General features: G+C 61.6%; 16 protein-coding genes. 5 read left to right on the top strand and 11 right to left on the bottom strand.

What is annotated here, in order from left to right; translation table 11 throughout:
- The first annotated feature begins 255 nt into the window (after positions 1-255).
- The 3 genes from betT to mgrA all read left to right on the top strand — a co-directional run bounded on the left by betT (position 256) and on the right by mgrA (position 4870).
- Positions 256-2217, top strand: coding sequence for a choline transporter BetT (betT, locus tag AC07OT_RS23235; protein ID WP_168209042.1), 1962 nt, complete (start codon positions 256-258; stop codon positions 2215-2217).
- A gap of 157 nt (positions 2218-2374) precedes the next feature.
- The gene (locus AC07OT_RS23240; RefSeq protein WP_495109134.1) at positions 2375-3724 is read left to right on the top strand and encodes an OprD family outer membrane porin; all 1350 of its coding nucleotides are present in this window, start codon (positions 2375-2377) and stop codon (positions 3722-3724) included.
- Between the two features lie 108 nt (positions 3725-3832).
- The gene (mgrA, locus tag AC07OT_RS23245) at positions 3833-4870 is read left to right on the top strand and encodes an L-glyceraldehyde 3-phosphate reductase (RefSeq protein WP_027607827.1); all 1038 of its coding nucleotides are present in this window, start codon (positions 3833-3835) and stop codon (positions 4868-4870) included.
- Positions 4871-4951: 81 nt separating this feature from the next.
- Here the strand turns inward: mgrA and AC07OT_RS23250 are convergent, their stop codons facing one another.
- The 9 genes from AC07OT_RS23250 to AC07OT_RS23290 all read right to left on the bottom strand — a co-directional run bounded on the left by AC07OT_RS23250 (position 4952) and on the right by AC07OT_RS23290 (position 13865).
- Positions 4952-5383: a type II toxin-antitoxin system VapC family toxin gene (locus AC07OT_RS23250; protein ID WP_495109135.1), complete on the bottom strand. Its 432-nt coding sequence runs from the start codon at positions 5381-5383 to the stop codon at positions 4952-4954.
- Entirely contained in the window at positions 5380-5625 is a 246-nt protein-coding gene (locus tag AC07OT_RS23255; RefSeq protein ID WP_065941098.1) for a FitA-like ribbon-helix-helix domain-containing protein, read from the bottom strand. The genes AC07OT_RS23250 and AC07OT_RS23255 overlap by 4 nt, the downstream gene beginning before the upstream one ends.
- Before the next feature lie 82 nt (positions 5626-5707).
- Positions 5708-6544, bottom strand: a complete 837-nt coding sequence (gene tauD / locus AC07OT_RS23260; RefSeq protein WP_495109136.1) for a taurine dioxygenase — start codon at positions 6542-6544, stop codon at positions 5708-5710.
- Between the two features lie 11 nt (positions 6545-6555).
- Positions 6556-7392 (bottom strand): taurine ABC transporter permease TauC, encoded by an 837-nt coding sequence (tauC, locus tag AC07OT_RS23265; protein ID WP_495109137.1) that lies wholly within the window; start codon positions 7390-7392, stop codon positions 6556-6558.
- Positions 7389-8168, bottom strand: coding sequence for a taurine ABC transporter ATP-binding subunit (gene tauB / locus AC07OT_RS23270; protein WP_495109138.1), 780 nt, complete (start codon positions 8166-8168; stop codon positions 7389-7391). The genes tauC and tauB overlap by 4 nt, the downstream gene beginning before the upstream one ends.
- An 18-nt stretch (positions 8169-8186) precedes the next feature.
- Complete coding sequence (tauA, locus tag AC07OT_RS23275; RefSeq protein WP_495109139.1) at positions 8187-9164, bottom strand: taurine ABC transporter substrate-binding protein; 978 nt, start codon at positions 9162-9164, stop codon at positions 8187-8189.
- Positions 9165-9347: 183 nt separating this feature from the next.
- Positions 9348-10931, bottom strand: coding sequence for a glutamate--cysteine ligase (gene gshA / locus AC07OT_RS23280; protein WP_027605153.1), 1584 nt, complete (start codon positions 10929-10931; stop codon positions 9348-9350).
- 214 nt (positions 10932-11145) lie between these two features.
- Complete coding sequence (locus tag AC07OT_RS23285) at positions 11146-11529, bottom strand: PaaI family thioesterase (RefSeq protein WP_065925818.1); 384 nt, start codon at positions 11527-11529, stop codon at positions 11146-11148.
- Complete coding sequence (locus AC07OT_RS23290; RefSeq protein WP_495109140.1) at positions 11529-13865, bottom strand: Tex family protein; 2337 nt, start codon at positions 13863-13865, stop codon at positions 11529-11531. The genes AC07OT_RS23285 and AC07OT_RS23290 overlap by 1 nt, the downstream gene beginning before the upstream one ends.
- A gap of 355 nt (positions 13866-14220) precedes the next feature.
- Between AC07OT_RS23290 and ompR the strand changes: the two genes are divergently transcribed.
- Both ompR and AC07OT_RS23300 read left to right on the top strand, forming a co-directional pair.
- Positions 14221-14961 carry an osmolarity response regulator transcription factor OmpR gene (ompR, locus tag AC07OT_RS23295; protein WP_015373500.1) on the top strand — a complete coding sequence of 247 codons (741 nt, stop codon included), beginning with the start codon at positions 14221-14223 and terminating at the stop codon, positions 14959-14961.
- 116 nt (positions 14962-15077) lie between these two features.
- Positions 15078-16391 (top strand): ATP-binding protein, encoded by a 1314-nt coding sequence (locus AC07OT_RS23300; protein WP_495109141.1) that lies wholly within the window; start codon positions 15078-15080, stop codon positions 16389-16391.
- 96 nt (positions 16392-16487) lie between these two features.
- On the opposite strand, the gene rimK is transcribed toward AC07OT_RS23300, so the two are convergent.
- On the bottom strand, positions 16488-17393 hold the full coding sequence (rimK, locus tag AC07OT_RS23305) for a 30S ribosomal protein S6--L-glutamate ligase (RefSeq protein WP_003171022.1): 906 nt from the start codon (positions 17391-17393) through the stop codon (positions 16488-16490).
- Positions 17390-17872: a retropepsin-like aspartic endopeptidase RimB gene (gene rimB, locus AC07OT_RS23310; RefSeq protein ID WP_017526050.1), complete on the bottom strand. Its 483-nt coding sequence runs from the start codon at positions 17870-17872 to the stop codon at positions 17390-17392. The genes rimK and rimB overlap by 4 nt, the downstream gene beginning before the upstream one ends.
- Between the last annotated feature and the right edge of the window lie 12 nt (positions 17873-17884).

Here is a 17884-nt window from a genome sequence, read left to right on the forward strand (position 1 = left end):
GAGGCCGTATTTCAGTCAGCAGTCGCTGAACGATTTCCTTTGCTCACCCGTCATACCACTCAGCCCTGCGATTAGCCCCAAACCGCCTATTCATGTTTAACTTGAACGTTCGTTCAAGTTAAACCCGGTGGTTCGCTGCCCGCTCACAACAGGAGGCTTACCTTTGCTGAGTCCGTTTTATACAGCCACATTCCTCACTCTCGGGGTGCATCGTTCATGAGTGCATCGTCCACCCCATCCAGCGGCCTGGTGCGCATGAATGCGCCGGTCTTCTACTTTGCCGCCACCTTCATCTTGCTGTTCGGCATCACTGTCATCGCTATCCCGCAACAGGCCGGTGCCTGGTTGCTGGCGGCGCAAAACTGGGCGGCCAACACGGTCGGCTGGTACTACATGCTGGCGATGACCCTGTATCTGGTCTTCGTGGTGGTCACCGCGCTATCGGGCTACGGCAAGATAAAACTCGGTGCCGACCACGACGAGCCCGAATTCAGTTACCTGTCCTGGGCCGGCATGCTGTTCGCCGCCGGGATCAGCATCACGTTGTTCTTCTTCTGCGTGTCCGAGCCGCTGACGCACCTGGTGCAACCGCCCCAGGGCGAGGCCATGAATGCCGACGCCGCGCGCCAGGCCATGCAGGTGCTGTTCCTGCACTGGGGCCTGCACGGCTGGGGCGTGTTTGCGTTTGTCGGCATGGCGCTGGCGTATTTCGCCTACCGGCATAACCTGCCGCTGGCGTTGCGTTCGGCGCTGTACCCGCTGATCGGCAAGCGCATCAATGGCCCTATCGGCTATGCGGTGGATGGCTTCGGCATCATTGCCACGGTGTTCGGCCTGGGGGCCGACATGGGCTTTGGCGTGCTGCACCTCAATTCCGGCCTCGACTACCTGTTCGGCGTTGCCCACACCCAGTGGATCCAGGTCGGCTTGATTACCCTGATGATGGGCGCGGCGATCCTGGTCGCCGTGGCCGGCGTCGATAAGGGCGTGCGGGTGATGTCCGACATCAACATGCTGCTGGCCTGCGCGCTGCTGCTGTTCGTGTTGTTCGCCGGGCCGACCCAACACTTGCTCAACACCCTGATCCAGAACATCGGTGACTACCTGGGCGCGTTGCCGACCAAGAGTTTCGATGTGTACGCCTACGACAAACCGAGCGACTGGCTGGGCGGCTGGACGGTGTTCTACTGGGCCTGGTGGATCGCATGGTCGCCGTTCGTAGGCCTGTTTATCGCGCGCATTTCCCGTGGCCGGACCATCCGCGAATTCGTGTTCGGCGTGCTGCTGATCCCGCTGGGCTTCACCTTGGCGTGGATGTCGATTTTCGGCAACAGCGCCATCGACCAGGTGCTCAACCACGGCATGGCCGCCCTCGGTCAGTCGGCCATCGATGATCCGTCGATGAGCCTCTACCTGCTGCTGGAAACCTACCCGTGGAGCAAAACCGTCATCGCGGTCACGGTGTTTATCAGCTTCGTGTTCTTCGTCACGTCGGCCGACTCCGGCACCGTGGTGCTCTCGACCCTGTCGTCCAAAGGCGGCAACGCCGACGAAGACGGGCCGAAATGGCTGCGGGTGTTCTGGGGCGCGATGACCGCGCTGGTCACCAGTGCGTTGCTGTTTGCCGGCAGCATCGATTCGCTGAAATCTGCGGTGGTGCTGACCTCGCTGCCGTTCTCGCTGATCCTGTTGCTGATGATGTGGGGGCTGCACAAGGCCTTCTACCTCGAGTCGCAAAAGCAGATTGCGCAGTTGCATTCGCTGGCACCGGTGTCGGGCTCCCGCAAGGGCACCGGCGGTTGGCGCCAGCGTTTGAGCCAGGCCGTGCATTTCCCGTCGCGGGACGAGGTGTACCGCTTCCTTGAAACCACGGTGCGTCCGGCGATCGAAGAAGTGACGGCGGTGTTTGTCGAAAAAGGCCTCAATGTCGTCACCCAGCCCGACCCGTCCAACGACAGCGTCAGCCTGGAAATTGGTCACGGCGAAGAGCATCCGTTCGTGTACCAGGTGCAGATGCGCGGCTATTTCACGCCGTCATTTGCACGCGGCGGCATGGGTTCCAAGCAGCTCAACAATCGTCGCTACTACCGGGCGGAAGTGCACTTGAGCGAGGGCAGCCAGGACTACGACCTGGTGGGCTACACCAAGGAGCAGATCATCAACGACATCCTCGACCAGTACGAGCGGCATCTGCAGTTCCTGCACTTGGTGCGCTGACGTTAAACTCCCCGCAAAGCCCCGTTCTACGGGGCTTTCTTAAACTTAATTTCATCCGTCAAGACGCTGTTTTGACGCGTAACTGTCATCTGGCCACTGCGTAATTGTGTGAAGCGTTTGACGCTTTCATTTCAGAACAGTGACGGAGACCGTACCCATGAAGATGTTTTTAAGCCCTGTGGTGGGAGCCGCCATGGCGAGCTTTATGCTGTCCGCCCATGCGGATTTTATCGATGACAGCCACGCCGACGTGACCCTGCTCAACCGCTATCTCAACCAGCAGGGACGCGACGTGGTGGGCAGCAATGCCAAGGCCCATAGCATTCGGGATTGGGGCCAGGGGTTCGAGTTCAACTTCAAGTCCGGCTACACCGAGGGGCCGGTGGGCTTCGGCCTCGATCTGCAGGCGTTCTACGGCTTGAAACTGGATTCCGGTGGCGACCTCAACGACAAGGATCACCAGGGCCGCTACCCCGGCAGCATGTTCCCGCTGGACAACGGCAAATCCGCCGATCAGTTCGGCGTGCTCAGCCCGACGTTCAAGATGCGCTTTGCCAAGGATGAGTTGCGCGTCGGTACGCTGTACGGTAACAACCCGATACTCGCCAACACGGACGGGCGTCTTTACCAGCAGACCAATACCGGTGTGCAACTGGTGTCCAAGGATCTCAGCGACTTCACCTTCACCGGCGGCGATATCTTCAAGACCAAGATCCGCAACGAAACCGGCGACCAGGGCATGATCACCGCCGGTGGGACCAAAGAGAGCGACCGCTTCCTGTTCGGCGGTGCGGACTACACCGGCATACAGAACACCACCGTCAGCCTGTGGTACTCCAACCTTGAGGATTACTACCAGCAGTTCTTCCTCGGCGCCAAGCGCCATGACGCCTTGTCGGTCGGTGCGATCGATACCGACGTGCGCGTGTTCCGCAGCCTGGGTGTGGGCGGCAACGCCGACGGCGACAAGGACTTTGCCGCAGCGGGCCTGTACGGCGACGGCGTGAACAAGGGCCGCATCAACCAGTCCACCGTCAGCCTGCTGGAAAGCTATAGCCTGGACGGCCATACCGTCGGCCTGGGCATCCAGAAAAACAGCGGCGACAGCGACTTCCCGTACCTCGATTCCGGCCTTAACAGCGGTGACGCGCGCCAAGGCCCAGGCTCGGGTGCCGATACCCCGGCGCTGACCAACATGCAGTTGAACAAATTCCAGCATGCCGGCGAACGCACCTGGCTGGCGCAGTACAAATATGATTTCGGCAAACTCGGCCTCAACGGCGTGACCTTCTCCGCCGCCTACGCCCATGGCGATGACATCCGCACCGCCCAGGGCACTACCAGCGAATGGGAGCGAAACGTGGCGGTGGCGTATCAAGTGCCGACCGGCACCCTCAAAGGCCTCGGCGTCACGTGGAAAAACGCCCATGCCAGTCCGGACATTACCGGTGCCACCGTGCAGGATGAAAACCGCTTCTATGTCAGCTATGTCGTTCCACTCTGGTAGGAAATTGCTGTAAAACGGAAGGGCAGACTTAAGCGATTCAGCTGGTTAAAAGGCCTGGGAATATCGTTATTCCCAGGCCTTATTTGCCTACGTCCAAGAGAGGATTCGATGACTTACATTGCTGCCGAAAACCGCTATGAATCTATCCCGTATCGCCGCGTAGGCCGCAGTGGGCTGGTGCTGCCGGCACTGTCCCTGGGGCTGTGGCACAACTTTGGCGACAGCACCCCGATCGACACCCAGCGCGCCCTGCTGCGCACCGCGTTCGACCTGGGCATCAACCACTTCGACCTGGCCAACAACTACGGCCCACCCTACGGCAGCGCCGAGATCAACTTCGGTCGTTTGCTGCGCGAAGACTTCAAGCACTACCGCGACGAATTGATCATCTCCAGCAAGGCCGGCTGGGACATGTGGCCTGGCCCCTACGGCCAGGGCGGCGGCTCGCGCAAATACGTGCTGGCCAGCCTGGACCAGAGCCTGCAACGCCTGGGCGTCGACTACGTGGATATTTTCTACTCCCACCGGTTTGATGCCGACACGCCCCTGGAAGAAACCGCCAGCGCCCTCGCCACCGCCGTGCAACAGGGCAAGGCGTTGTACATCGGTATCTCGTCTTACTCCGGGGTGAAAACCCGCGAAATCGCCGCGCTGCTCAAAGAGTGGAAAGTCCCGCTGCTGATCCACCAACCGGCCTACAACCTGCTTAACCGCTGGGTGGAAAAAGACCTGCTGGACACCACCGAAGAGCTCGGCGCAGGGGTGATTGCCTTCACGCCGCTGGCCCAGGGTTTGCTCACCGACAAGTACCTCAATGGCGTACCGGCCGACGCCCGGGTCAACCGTCCGGGTGGTGGTTCGTTGCAGGCCAAGCACCTGTCTGAAACCAATATCGCCCACGTGCGTGCGTTGAATGAAATCGCCCAGCGCCGCGGCCAGAGCCTGGCGCAATTGGCGCTGGCCTGGACCCTGCGCGATCCACGGGTGACCAGCGCGTTGATTGGCGCGAGCCGGCCGGAGCAGATCATCGAGAACGTCGGCGCGTTGAAGAACTTGAGCTTCAGTGCGGAGGAACTGGCGGAGATCGATCGGTTTGCGCAGGAAGGTGGGATTAACCTGTGGGAAAAGCCATCCAGCGCGGAATAACCTGATAGCACCGGGTCAATGTGGGAGGGGCAAATCCCTGCCACATTTGATTTCTGCGATGGCCGCTATCTCAGCACAGGGTTAACCAGCCATGGCCGCCGTCCAGGGATTGATGACATCCACCTCGGTGCCCTCAAAGTCCTTGACGTTCCTTGTTGCGAGTTTTGCCTGCTGGGCACGACAGATTGCGGCTATCTGAGCGTCAGCGAGTCCAATGGGCTTTCCAGACTGTTCGCGAGCGGTCACCAGCTTTGAGTAGTGGACGGCTGCGTAGGCATCGAACGCAAGGATGCGATCGGCGAACTCGTCTTGAAACATGGCCACTGCATGAGTGTGCAGGCTGTGCTTACGCTTCCCATCGGGCAGCCGCTCAATGCCATGAAGAATCTCCGCCATGGTCATTGAACTGGTGAACAGCTCTTCGGCGGTATGGCTGTCAATCCAATCAAGCACCGCTGATGCAGGCTCGGGTCGCATCAACTCAGAGAGAACATTGGTGTCGAGTACGATCATTCATCGAACTCCACCGTCCTGATGGGCGCATTACGCTCCGGCACGTCTGCATCCAGCCCTCCTGCCTGCGCAAAGCGTGCGTGAATCCTGCTGCCCAGCCCCCGCCCCTTGCCGACGCTCATGAGTGATTTGCGCAGGATAAGACGCGCCTCTTCTTCCATGGAATGCCCATTGTGGGCTGCTTCAATGCGCAGAAGCTCTTTGATGCTGTCATCTAAATTACGGATGGTAAGGCTCGCCATGTGAATGCTCCCGTGCAATCAATGAAATCATTGCTAGCATAGCGGCTTGCTTTCGAGTGCGGCGAGCCCGCTCATCAGATCGTCAGAACGGCACATCCCCAAGAATCGTCGCCCGATGCATCACCCGCCGTTGCGGCCGGTAGTCATCCACCGCGTAATGTTGGGTCACGCGGTTATCCCAGAACGCCACGTCGTTTTCCTGCCAGCGCCAGCGGAGGGTGAATTCCGGGCGTGTCGCGTGGGCGAACAGCAGCTTGAGGATCGCCTCGCTTTCCGCCGGTTCCAGTTCATTGATCCTGGTGGTAAACCCATCACTGACAAACAGCGACTTACGCCCGCTCACCGGATGCGTGCGCACGACCGGGTGCGACAGCGGTGGGTTTTTCCTGCGGGTTTCTTCCCAGTGCGCCAGGTCTTCGGCACTGTTGCCAAAGCGTTCCAGCGGAAAGGATTTGGTGAAGTCGTGGGTAGCCGTCAGCCCATCGAGCAACCGCTTCAACGGCTCGGACAGCGCCTCGTACGCCGCGATGCCACTGGCCCACAGCGTATCGCCGCCGTACGCCGGCAGCAGCTTGGCGCTGAGCACCGCGCCGAGGGCCGGGGTGGGCAGGAAGGTTACATCGGTGTGCCATACGGCGTTGTCGCGCACGTCGGTGACGGCGGTGTCGAGGATCAGCACTTCGGGCTGTTCCGGCACGTTGGGGTAGATCGGATGGATGTGCAGGTCGCCGAAGTTCGCCGCGAACCGCGCCTGTTGCTGCGGGGTGATCGGCTGGCCACGGAAGAACAGCACCGAATGGCTGAGCAACGCCTGTTCGATGGCATCGCGATGTTCGGTGCTCAGCGGCCGGGTAATATCGACGCCACTGATCTGGGCGCCCAGGGCGATACTCAAGGGGGTAACGGTCAGGCTGCTCATGCTGTTCTCACTCAATGTGCCTGGCCATGCCAAGGCACTAACTTACGCTGCAGGGCGCGCAGGCCCATTTCCATCGCGAAGGCGATCAGGGCGATCACCAGGATCCCCAGCACCACCACATCGGTCACCAGGAACTGCGCCGCCGACTGCACCATGAAACCCAGGCCGCTGGTGGCCGCGATCAGTTCGGCGGCGACCAGGGTCGACCAGCCCACACCCAGGCCGATGCGCACCCCGGTGAGGATGTCGGGCAGGGCGCTCGGCAGGATCACATGGCGAATCAGCTGCGCACGGGTGGCGCCCAGCGACTGCGCCGCCCGCAGCTTGGCCGGGTCGACGGTGCGTACGCCGGTCGCGGTGGCGATGGCGATCGGCGCAAAGATCGCCAGGTAAATCAGCAGCACCTTGGACAGCTCGCCGATACCGCACCAGATCACGATCAACGGCAGGTAAGCCAGGGGCGGAATCGGCCGGTAAAACTCGATCAGCGGGTCGAGAATGCCGCGGGCGATGCGGTTGGCGCCGATGGCAATGCCTACCGGCACGGCGGTCAGCACCGCGAAGCCCAGGCCCAGGCCGATCCGGCTGAGGCTCGCGCCCAGGTGCTGCCACAAGGTGGAATCCATATAGCCCGTGGTCGCCAGCAGCCAGCCTTTTTGCAGCACGGCCGAGGGCGGTGGCAGGAACAACGGTTCGATCAGGCCGGTGGCGGTGACGGCCCACCAGAGGGCCAGCAAGGCCACCAGGGTCAACAGGCTGATCCAGCGTGTGCTCAGGCTGCGACGCACCGGGATAACGGTGTGGGCCACCGGCTTGGCAGCGGTGGCGGGGAGTTCGTAGCTGCTCATGCGGACACCTGCCGTTGCGAGAACACTTTGCCCAGCACGTGTTCGCGGGTTTCGATAAAGCGCGGGTCGGACTTGATCGCCCGCGCCGACTCACCGGCGGCGTAGCGCTGGCCGAAGTCCAGGTGCAGGCGTTCGACGATCTGGCCCGGATTGGGCGCCAACAGGATCAGGTCGGTGGCGAGGAACACCGCTTCTTCGATGTCATGGGTAATCAGGAACACCGGCTTGGCCGTGCGTCGCCAGACTTGCAGCAACAGTTCCTGCATTTGTTCGCGGGTGAAGGCATCGAGGGCGCCGAAGGGTTCGTCCATCAGCAGCACGCGCGGGTCGGCGGCCAGGGCGCGGGCCAGGCCGACGCGTTGCTTCTGGCCGCCGGAGAGTTGCCAGATGCGGCGATTGTCGAAGCCGGCGAGGTCCACCAGCGCGAGCATTTCCCGGGCGCGCACTTCGCGCTGCGCCTTGGGCACGCCGGCCAGTTCCAGGCCGAAACCGACATTGGCCAGCACGTCCTGCCAGGGCAGCAGGGCGTCGTCCTGGAACACCACGCCGCGTTCGGCACTGGGGCCTTTGACCGGCATGCCATCGAGGGTGATGCGCCCGGCGGACGGTTCGACAAAGCCGGCAATCAGGTTCAACAGCGAAGTCTTGCCACTGCCGGACGGGCCGAGGGCCACCAGCAATTGCTGGGGCCCCAGGTCGAGTGAAATGTCAGACAGTACCGGTTCTGTGGCGCCTGGGTACTGTGCGCTGATGCGCTCCAGTTGTAGCAAGGCCATCGCGATGAACTCCTTGAGTCAGTTAGTGATGAACTTGGCGCTGACGTAAGGGGCATAGTCCGGCAGCACGGCGTCGACCTTGCCTTGTTCCTTGAGGAACGCAGCGGTATCGGTCACGGCCTTGGTGGTCGGTGCGCCCAGCAGGGTCACCTGGTCAGCGGCCAGCGGGTAGACGTTGCCTTGCAGCAGCAGCGGGATGTCGCTGGCCTTGGCGCCGGAGAGTTTCACCAGTTTGTCGACGTTGGCTGTGTCGGCGAGCCAGGCTTGTGGGTCTTTGCGGTAGGCGGCGTAGGCATCCAGGGTGACTTTGGCGAAGGCGGTGACGATTTCCGGGTGCTTCTGCGCGAAGTCCTTGCGCACGATCCAGGCATCGAAGGTCGGCGCGCCGAACTTGGCCAGCTCGCCGGAGGTGATCAGCACCTTGCCGTTTTCCTTGGCCACGCCCAGGGCCGGGTCCCATACGTAGGTAGCGTCGATGTCACCGCGCTTCCAGGCCGCGATGATCGCTGGCGGTGCGAGGTTGAGGATGGTCACTTTCGATGGGTCGATGTTCCAGTGCTTCAGCGCGGCCAACAGGCTGTAGTGGCCGGTGGAAACGAAGGGTACGGCGACTTTCTTGCCGATCAGGTCCTGGGGACTGTTGATCCCGGAACCATTGCGCGCCACCAGGGCTTCGGCACCGCCGATCTGGGTGGCAACCAGGAAGGTTTCCACCGGCACCTTGCGGGTGATCGCAGCGGTCAGTGGGCTGGAACCGAGGTAGCCGATCTGCACGTCGCCGGAGGCGATGGCGGCGATGATGTCGGCACCATTGTCGAATTTGCGCCAGTCGATCTTGGCGTTAGTGGCTTTTTCGTACGCGCCGTCGGCCTGGGCAACTTTGGCCGGGTCTACGGTGGTCTGGTAAGCGATGGTTACATCCGCCGCCTGGGCAAACAGGCTGGCACCGGCCAGGGACAACGCGGCCAGGAGGCGTAGAGGGGTTAACAGTTTCAAGGGGAAGCTCCTCAATCAGGCGGCCGAGGGTCGGCGTGTGAGGAGACTAAATGATCTAAGAATACGAAAATAAATAACATTTTCGAATTAGCTTATGGGCGAAAGGTTGAAGCGAATCTTGAGCTTGATGAGGGCAAATGTGGGAGGGGGCTTGCCCCCTCCCACCATGGACCGAGTTCGGTCTTAGTTACTGATCGCCAGAATGCTCGCCTGGTACGAGCCGACAAACACATCAAAGTCGCCCACTTCGTTCTGCTCCAGCTCCGCCTGCTGCGCCAGCGACGTGCGCGCCAGCTCTTCAAAGCGTGCCTGCTCTTCTGCGGGCAACGGCTCGCGGCGGAAGTACTCGGCGTGCACCTCGCTCTGATGCAGGGAGAACTGCGCGAAACTCTCTTTGCGCTCGGCCATCGCTGCCAATACCTGCGCCGAGGGGGTCAGGGACGGGTCCTTGACCTTGGCCAGTTGGGCGTCCAGCGCCTGGCTGTGTTCGGTGATGCCGTGGCTTTCATCCAGCAGCGCAGCCAACGGGGCAATCTTCTCCAGCAGCTCGGTGGCCCATTCCTTCATGTCCACCGCCTGGCCCTTGCGCTGCAATTGCAGGCCCGGGCGCCGGCCTTCCTTGACCACGCTGAGGAAGTTGGACGTGGCGTTGCCGCACTCGTTGTCGGCGAACAGTGGGCTGTCGTTCAGCGCGCAGTACAACAGGAAGGCGTCGAGGAAACGCGACTCCGGCAGGTCGATGCCCATCGGCAGGAACGGGTTGATGTCCAGGCAGCGCACTTCGATGTACTGGATGCCGCGGGCCATCAGCGCCTGGATCGGCCGCTCGCCAGTGTAGGTCACGCGCTTGGGGCGGATGTTGGAGTAGTACTCGTTTTCGATCTGCAGGATGTTGGTGTTGAGCTGTACCCACTCACCGTCCTTGTGGGTGCCGACTTCGACATAGGGCGCGTAGGGCGTTGCCACCGCTTCGCGCAGGCTGTCGGTGTAGCTGGCCAGGTCGTTGTAGCACGGCGTCAGGCCGGCCTGGGCGTTACTCTGGTAACCCAGGTCGCTCATGCGCAGGCTGGTGGCGTACGGCAGGTACAGGGTGTCGGCGTCGAGCACTTCCAATTGGTGCGAGCGACCACGCAAGAAACCCGCATCCAGGGCCGGCGAGGCGCCGAACAGGTACATCAGCAGCCAGCTGTAGCGGCGGAAGTTGCGGATCAGCGCGATATAGGCCGTGGACTGATAGTCGCGGTCGGTGCCGACGAAGCCTTCAGTCTCCTTGAGCAGCGGCCACAGCTGTTCCGGCAGGGAAAAGTTGTAGTGGATGCCCGCGATGCACTGCATGGTCTTGCCGTAACGCAGGGCCAGGCCCTTGCGGTACACGTACTTGAGCTGTCCGATATTGGAGGTGCCGTAGTAGGCAATCGGAATGTCTTCCTCCGCCGGCAACGGGCACGGCATCGAGGGGCTCCACAAGTATTCGCTGCCGAGCTTGGTGTAGGCAAAGCGATGGATCTTGTCCAGGCTGCTCAGGGTGTCGGCCGGGTTGGGCAGCGCCGGAGTGATGAACTCCAGCAGCGATTCCGAGTAGTCGGTGGTGATCTGTTCATGGGTCAACGCGGCGCCCAGGGCTTCGGGGTGCGGCGTTTGCGCCAGGCGACCCTCACCGGTGACACGTAGGCATTCACGCTCGATGCCGTGCAAGCACTGCTCTAGCAGGGAGAGGTGTTCGCGCTTGCCGAGCAGGGCCAGGCGGCGGTTGAGAAGTTCGCTCAAGTTGGATTCCTTCACGCGTCAGTCGCCCCAATATGGGGGTGGGCAGGACGGTCTACAAGGGTGAAGTTAAAACTGGCGTGATCGCCTGGTTTTGAGTCGATTTGACCCGCGTTAAAAAAGCCTACTTCACTCCATGAATTGGGCTATAGCGCAGCAAGAAAATTCCGACGCTGTTATCGCAGCGCCGAAATTAACTCAAATCGGGGGCGGGGAGCTATAGGACAGCGAACGTGCCCTGTGCTTTTGCGACAAGTCTTTCGTCCTGATACACATCGGCCTCGACCACCAGCGTGCGCCGGCCGGCGTGAATCACGCGGCTGGTACACAGCACGTCACCGTCTTCCACGGCGCGGATGTAGTTGATCTTGCATTCGATGGTCGCGCTCTGCTGGTCAAACCCATGGGCGCTGGAACAGGCCAGCCCCATGGTGATGTCCACCAGACTGAAAATCGCCCCGCCATGGAGCTTGCCCGCGCGGTTGCGCAGGTGCGGCTCCAGGGTCAGGGCCACCTCGGCAACGCCTTCTTCGAGGCGTTGCAGGCGGCAGCCGATCAGTTCGCTGAACGCGCTCTGGGTCAAACCGGCGGGGATTTCCATCAGCGTTTCTTCAACTGCTTGGCGTTGGCGAACAGCGAGGCCATGGCGTTGTTGCTTGGCGCTGCGGTGGCGGTTTCCTTGCGCGGTTGACTGTTTTCGGAGCGGTTCTGCGACTGGCGCGGTGCCGAGCCAGGACGTGCACCACGGGCGCCGTCGATTTTTTCGCCGGGGGTGTCGCCCATGCGCATCGACAGGCCAACGCGTTTGCGCGGGATGTCGACTTCCATGACCTTGACCTTGACCACATCACCGGCTTTCACCGCTTCGCGCGGATCCTTGATGAACTTCTCCGAAAGCGCAGAGATGTGCACCAAACCGTCCTGATGCACGCCGATGTCCACAAACGCGCCGAAGTTGGTCACGTTGGTGACCACGCCTTCGAGGATCATGCCCAGTTGCAGGTCCTTGAGGTCTTCGACGCCGTCCTGGAACTCGGCGGTCTTGAACTCGGGACGCGGGTCGCGGCCAGGTTTTTCCAGCTCTTGCAGGATGTCGGTGATGGTCGGCACGCCGAAGGTTTCGTCGGTGTACTTCTTTGGATCCAGGCGCTTGAGGAACGCGGCGTCGCCGATCAGCGAGCGGATATCGCGGTCGGTCTCGGCGGCGATACGTTGCACCAATGGATAGGCTTCCGGGTGAACGGCGGACGAGTCCAGCGGGTTGTCGCCGTTCATCACGCGCAGGAAGCCGGCGGCTTGCTCGAAGGTTTTTTCACCCAGGCGCGCGACTTTTTTCAGCGCGGCGCGGGTTTTGAACGCACCGTTTTCGTCGCGATGCGTGACGATGTTCTGCGCCAGGGTGGCATTGAGGCCGGAGATACGCGCCAGCAACGCTACCGAGGCCGTGTTCACGTCCACGCCCACGGCGTTTACGCAGTCTTCCACCACCGCATCCAGGCCGCGTGCCAGTTTCAGCTGTGACACGTCGTGCTGGTACTGGCCGACACCGATGGATTTAGGATCGATTTTCACCAGCTCTGCCAGCGGATCCTGCAAGCGACGGGCAATGGACACCGCGCCACGGATCGACACGTCGAGGTCCGGGAATTCCTTGGAGGCCAGTTCCGATGCCGAGTACACCGAAGCACCGGCTTCGGAGACCATCACCTTGGTCATCTTCATGGCTGGGTATTTCTTGATCAGTTCGGCGGCCAGCTTGTCGGTTTCACGGCTGGCGGTGCCGTTGCCGATGGCGATCAGGTCCACCGAATGTTTGGCGCACAGGGCGGCCAGGATGGCGAGGGTCTGGTCCCACTTGTTGTGCGGCACGTGCGGGTACACGGTGGCATGGTCCAGCAGCTTGCCGGTGGCATCGACCACGGCGACCTTGCAGCCGGTACGCAGGCCCGGGTCGAGGCCCAGGGTGGCGCGTGGCCCGGCCGGGGCGGCCAGCAGCAAGTCGTGCAGGTTGCGGGCGAATACGTTGATCGCCTCGGTTTCGGCGCCGTCGCGCAACTCGCCGAGCAGGTCGGTTTCCAGGTGGGTGTAGAGCTTGACCTTCCAGGTCCAGCGCACGACTTCACCGAGCCACTTGTCCGCAGGACGATTCTGATTCTGGATGCCGAATTGTTGGCCGATCATGCCTTCGCACGGGTGCATGGTGCCCGGCAGTTCGTCGCCGACTTTCAGCGCGGAGCTGAGAATGCCTTCGTTGCGGCCGCGGAAAATCGCCAGTGCACGGTGGGACGGCATGCTTTTCAGCGGTTCGTCGTGTTCGAAGTAGTCGCGGAACTTGGCGCCTTCTTCCTCTTTGCCGGCGATGACGCGGGCGCTGAGGGTGGCTTCCTGTTTCAGGTAGTTGCGCAGTTTTTCCAGCAGGTTGGCGTCTTCGGCGAAGCGCTCCATCAGGATGTACTTGGCGCCTTCGAGGGCGGCCTTGACGTCGGTGACGCCTTTTTCTGCGTTGACGAAGCGCGCGGCTTCGGTCTCCGGGGTCAGCGACGGGTCGTTGAACAGACCGTCGGCCAGCTCTCCCAGGCCGGCTTCCAGGGCGATCTGGCCCTTGGTGCGGCGTTTCTGTTTGTATGGCAGGTAAAGGTCTTCGAGGCGGGTCTTGGTGTCGGCGAGCTTGATGTCGCGTTCCAGCTGCGGGGTCAGCTTGCCCTGTTCCTCGATGCTGGCGAGGATGCTGATACGCCGTTCGTCGAGTTCTCGCAGGTAGCGCAGGCGTTCTTCCAGGTGCCGCAGCTGGATGTCGTCGAGACTGCCGGTCACTTCTTTCCGGTAACGGGCGATGAAGGGCACCGTGGAGCCTTCATCCAGTAGAGCGACGGCCGCTTCGACCTGTTGTGGGCGTACGCCGAGTTCTTCGGCGATGCGGCTGTTGATGCTGTCCATAAAACCACCTGAAATTCTGAAAAGCAGCCCGCAGGCCCGGAAAACAAGGCCTTGCGCGGCTGGTTGAGCGGCCCGACCGGCGCCGCTACCTGGGTCAAGAGGCAGCCTATTGACCCTCGAAATCGAAAAAATCACGACAAGCGGGTGAAAAAAAACGGCATTAAACGGCAACGATCTGACGTTGCCCTGCACGAAGGCGCCGCATTATAACCAGCGTTCTGCTCTTGGGGGGTACTGCGCCAGTGGTTGGAAGGCGCGGGTTCGCTGGCAGTAGAGGAAAAATCTGCTAACAATGCACACGGTGCGTATAACGGCAGCTACGCCATAATGCGCGCCGAGATAAGAGGAGCATCCAATGAGCAGCACTGCACAAACTGCTGAAGGCGAAAAAATTCTCATCGTTGATGACGATCCGGGGCTGAGCAGCCTGCTGGAGCGTTTCTTCAACTCCAAGGGCTATCGTGCCCGCGCGGTGCCGAACACCGAGCAGATGGACCGTCTCCTGGGGCGTGAGGTATTCAACCTGGTCGTACTCGACCTGATGCTGCCCGGCGAAGACGGCCTCACCGCCTGCAAGCGCCTGCGCGGCGCGAACAACCAGATTCCAATCATCATGCTGACCGCCAAGGGCGATGAGCTGAGCCGCATCAAGGGCCTCGAGCTGGGCGCCGATGACTACCTGGCCAAACCCTTCAACCCAGACGAGTTGATGGCGCGGGTCAAAGCCGTGTTGCGTCGTCAGGCACCGCCGGTACCGGGCGCGCCGGGCAGCGAAGACGAAAGCGTTACCTTTGGCGACTACGAACTGTCGCTGGCAACCCGCGAGCTCAAGCGTGGCGACGAAGTGCACATGCTCACCACCGGTGAATTCGCCGTGCTCAAGGCCCTGGTGATGAACGCGCGTCAGCCGCTGACCCGCGACAAACTGATGAACCTGGCACGCGGTCGCGAATGGGACGCCCTGGAGCGCTCCATCGACGTGCAGATTTCCCGTCTGCGCCGGATGATCGAGCCGGACCCGTCCAAACCTCGGTATATCCAGACGGTATGGGGTGTGGGCTATGTGTTTGTGCCGGATGGCACCGCAACCAAGTGACCGATGATTTGCAGGGCGGGCATCCTGGCGCTTGACTCCATGAGGGTCGACGGGATGCCCGGCGTCTGCAATTCTGCGAGCGCCGCTCGTTCCTGCAAGGTGTCCAGCTGTCTTCTATGAAAACCCCTCTGTGGTTCCCGCAAAGTTTCTTCTCCCGCACCCTTTGGCTGGTGCTGATCGTCGTGCTGTTTTCCAAGGCGCTGACACTGGTTTATCTGCTGATGAACGAAGACGTGCTGGTGGACCGGCAGTACAGCCACGGTGTCGCCTTGACGCTGCGTGGTTACTGGGCCGTAGACCCTGAGAACCGCGAAAAGGTAGCCAAGGCCTCGACCTTGACCCGCGTTGACGGGGCTGGTGTACCCGAGGGTGAGCAGCATTGGCCCTACAGCGAGATCTACCAGCGCCAGATGCAGGCCGAACTGGGCGAGGACACCGAGGTGCGCTTGCGCATGCATGTTTCACCTGCGCTGTGGGTAAGGGCGCCGAGCCTTGGCGATGCCTGGATCAAGGTTCCGCTGTATCCGCACCCTTTGCGGGGGCAGAAGATCTGGAACGTGTTGGGTTGGTTCCTGGCCATCGGCTTGCTTTCCACAGCGTCCGCGTGGATTTTCGTTCGCCAGCTTAACCAACCGCTTAAGCGCCTGGTGTTTGCCGCCCGCCAATTGGGCCAGGGGCGCAGCGTGCGCCTGCCGGTCAGCGATACGCCCAGTGAAATGACCGAGGTGTATGGCGCCTTCAACCAGATGGCGGAGGATGTCGAACAGGCCGGGCGGGAGCGCGAACTGATGCTGGCGGGGGTGTCCCATGACTTGCGCACACCCTTGACGCGATTGCGCCTGTCCCTGGAGCTGATGGGCAACCATAGCGACCTCACCGACGACATGGTTCGCGACATCGAAGACATGGACGCGATTCTCGACCAGTTCCTGGCGTTTATCCGCGATGGTCGTGACGAGGTGGTGGAGGAGGTCGATCTCACGGACCTGGTGCGTGAGGTTGTCGCGCCCTACAACCAGAATGGCGAGCAAGTGCGCATGCGCCTTGAGCCGATCCAGCCGTTTGCGTTGCGTCGGGTGTCGATGAAGCGCCTGCTGAACAACCTGATCGGCAACGCTTTGCACCATGCCGGTTCGGATGTTGAAGTGGCTGCATATGTGTCTGGCGACAGTGCTGCGCCGTACGTGGTGCTGAGTGTGATGGACCGGGGGGCGGGCATCGATCCGGACGAGTTGGAGGGTATCTTCAACCCCTTCACCCGTGGCGACCGTGCCCGGGGTGGCAAGGGGACCGGCTTGGGGCTGGCGATCGTGCGGCGGATTGCGTCGATGCACGGCGGCAATGTCGAGTTGCGTAACCGCGAAAGCGGTGGCCTTGAGGCGCGGGTACGTTTGCCGCTTGGGCTGATGCTGCCCAGAGATGCGGTATAGAAACAGCTGTAAGTTTCAAGCTTGAAACCGCAAGAGAAAGGCAGACAGCTTTTGCCCTTTCTTGCAGCTTATAGCTTGAAGCTGGCAGCCGCGCGTTTAGCCCTTACCCTTGGTCCTGGTCATATTCGGCCCACCATTTTTCTCCAGATGCTGGATGATGATCCCCGCTACATCCTTCCCGGTGGTGGTCTCGATCCCTTCCAGGCCCGGCGACGAGTTCACCTCCATCACCAGTGGCCCATGGTTGGAGCGCAGGATATCCACACCCGCCACTGCCAGCCCCATGACCTTGGCCGCTCGCAACGCGGTCATGCGTTCTTCCGGGGTGATCTTGATCAGGCTGGCGCTGCCGCCGCGATGCAGGTTGGAGCGGAACTCTCCGGGCTTGGCCTGGCGCTTCATGGCCGCAATCACCTTGTCGCCCACCACGAAGCAGCGGATATCCGCGCCACCGGCTTCCTTGATGTACTCCTGGACCATGATGTTCTGCTTGAGGCCCATGAATGCCTCGATCACGGATTCCGCTGCGGTCGCGGTTTCACACAGCACCACACCGATGCCCTGGGTGCCTTCCAGCACCTTGATCACCAGCGGCGCGCCGTTGACCATTTCGATCAGGTCGGGAATGTCGTCGGGGGAGTGGGCAAAGCCGGTGACCGGCAGGCCGATGCCCCGCCGCGAGAGCAGTTGCAACGAGCGTAATTTGTCCCGCGAGCGTGCAATGGCCACGGATTCATTGAGGGGGAAGACCCCCATCATTTCGAACTGGCGCAACACGGCGCAGCCATAGAACGTCACCGAGGCGCCAATCCGCGGGATCACCGCATCAAACCCCTCCAGCGGTTTGCCGCGGTAATGGATCTGCGGCTTGTGGCTGGCAATGTTCATATAGGCACGCAACGTGTCGATCACCACCATTTCGTGGCCACGTTCGGTGCCGGCCTCGACCAGGCGGCGGGTGGAATACAGACGCGGGTTTCGCGACAGCACAGCAATCTTCATGCAGCACCTGGGGCAGAAATAGTAGAGACCGGGAACACCGGCTTGTCTTGAACGTACTTGACGCCGGGATTGACCACCAGATGGCCGTCAATCAGCGCCTTGGAGCCCAGCAACAGGCGGTAACGCATGGCTTTGCGGCAGGCCAGGGTGAACTCCACCCGCCATACCCGATCACCCAGTGCCAGGGTGGTGCTGATCACGTAGCGCACCTGCGCATGGCCATTGGAGCTCTTGATGGTTTTCATCGTCACCAGGGGCGCTTCGCAGCGGCGGTGACGCAGTTGCACAACGCTGCCCAGGTGCGCGGTAAAGCGCACCCACTTCTCACCGTCGCGCTCAAAAGGCTCGATGTCGGTGGCATGCAGGCTGGAGGTGCTGGCACCGGTGTCGATCTTGGCACGCAGGCCTGCCACTCCCAAGTCGGGAAGTGCCACCCACTCACGCAGACCTACAACGGTCAAATGGTCAAATGTCTTCAATATGGGTAACCG

The organism is Pseudomonas sp. GW821-FHT09C10 (assembly GCF_059418085.1).

Bases quoted from the DNA above. Each gene is read 5' to 3' on its own strand.
- betT (WP_168209042.1), top strand. From the start codon at position 256: ATGAATGCGCCGGTCTTCTACTTTGCCGCCACCTTCATCTTGCTGTTC.
- AC07OT_RS23240 (WP_495109134.1), top strand. From the start codon at position 2,375: ATGAAGATGTTTTTAAGCCCTGTGGTGGGAGCCGCCATGGCGAGCTTT.
- mgrA (WP_027607827.1), top strand. From the start codon at position 3,833: ATGACTTACATTGCTGCCGAAAACCGCTATGAATCTATCCCGTATCGC.
- AC07OT_RS23250 (WP_495109135.1), bottom strand. From the start codon at position 5,383: ATGATCGTACTCGACACCAATGTTCTCTCTGAGTTGATGCGACCCGAG.
- AC07OT_RS23255 (WP_065941098.1), bottom strand. From the start codon at position 5,625: ATGGCGAGCCTTACCATCCGTAATTTAGATGACAGCATCAAAGAGCTT.
- tauD (WP_495109136.1), bottom strand. From the start codon at position 6,544: ATGAGCAGCCTGACCGTTACCCCCTTGAGTATCGCCCTGGGCGCCCAG.
- tauC (WP_495109137.1), bottom strand. From the start codon at position 7,392: ATGAGCAGCTACGAACTCCCCGCCACCGCTGCCAAGCCGGTGGCCCAC.
- tauB (WP_495109138.1), bottom strand. From the start codon at position 8,168: ATGGCCTTGCTACAACTGGAGCGCATCAGCGCACAGTACCCAGGCGCC.
- AC07OT_RS23285 (WP_065925818.1), bottom strand. From the start codon at position 11,529: ATGGAAATCCCCGCCGGTTTGACCCAGAGCGCGTTCAGCGAACTGATC.
- AC07OT_RS23290 (WP_495109140.1), bottom strand. From the start codon at position 13,865: ATGGACAGCATCAACAGCCGCATCGCCGAAGAACTCGGCGTACGCCCA.
- ompR (WP_015373500.1), top strand. From the start codon at position 14,221: ATGAGCAGCACTGCACAAACTGCTGAAGGCGAAAAAATTCTCATCGTT.
- AC07OT_RS23300 (WP_495109141.1), top strand. From the start codon at position 15,078: ATGAAAACCCCTCTGTGGTTCCCGCAAAGTTTCTTCTCCCGCACCCTT.
- rimK (WP_003171022.1), bottom strand. From the start codon at position 17,393: ATGAAGATTGCTGTGCTGTCGCGAAACCCGCGTCTGTATTCCACCCGC.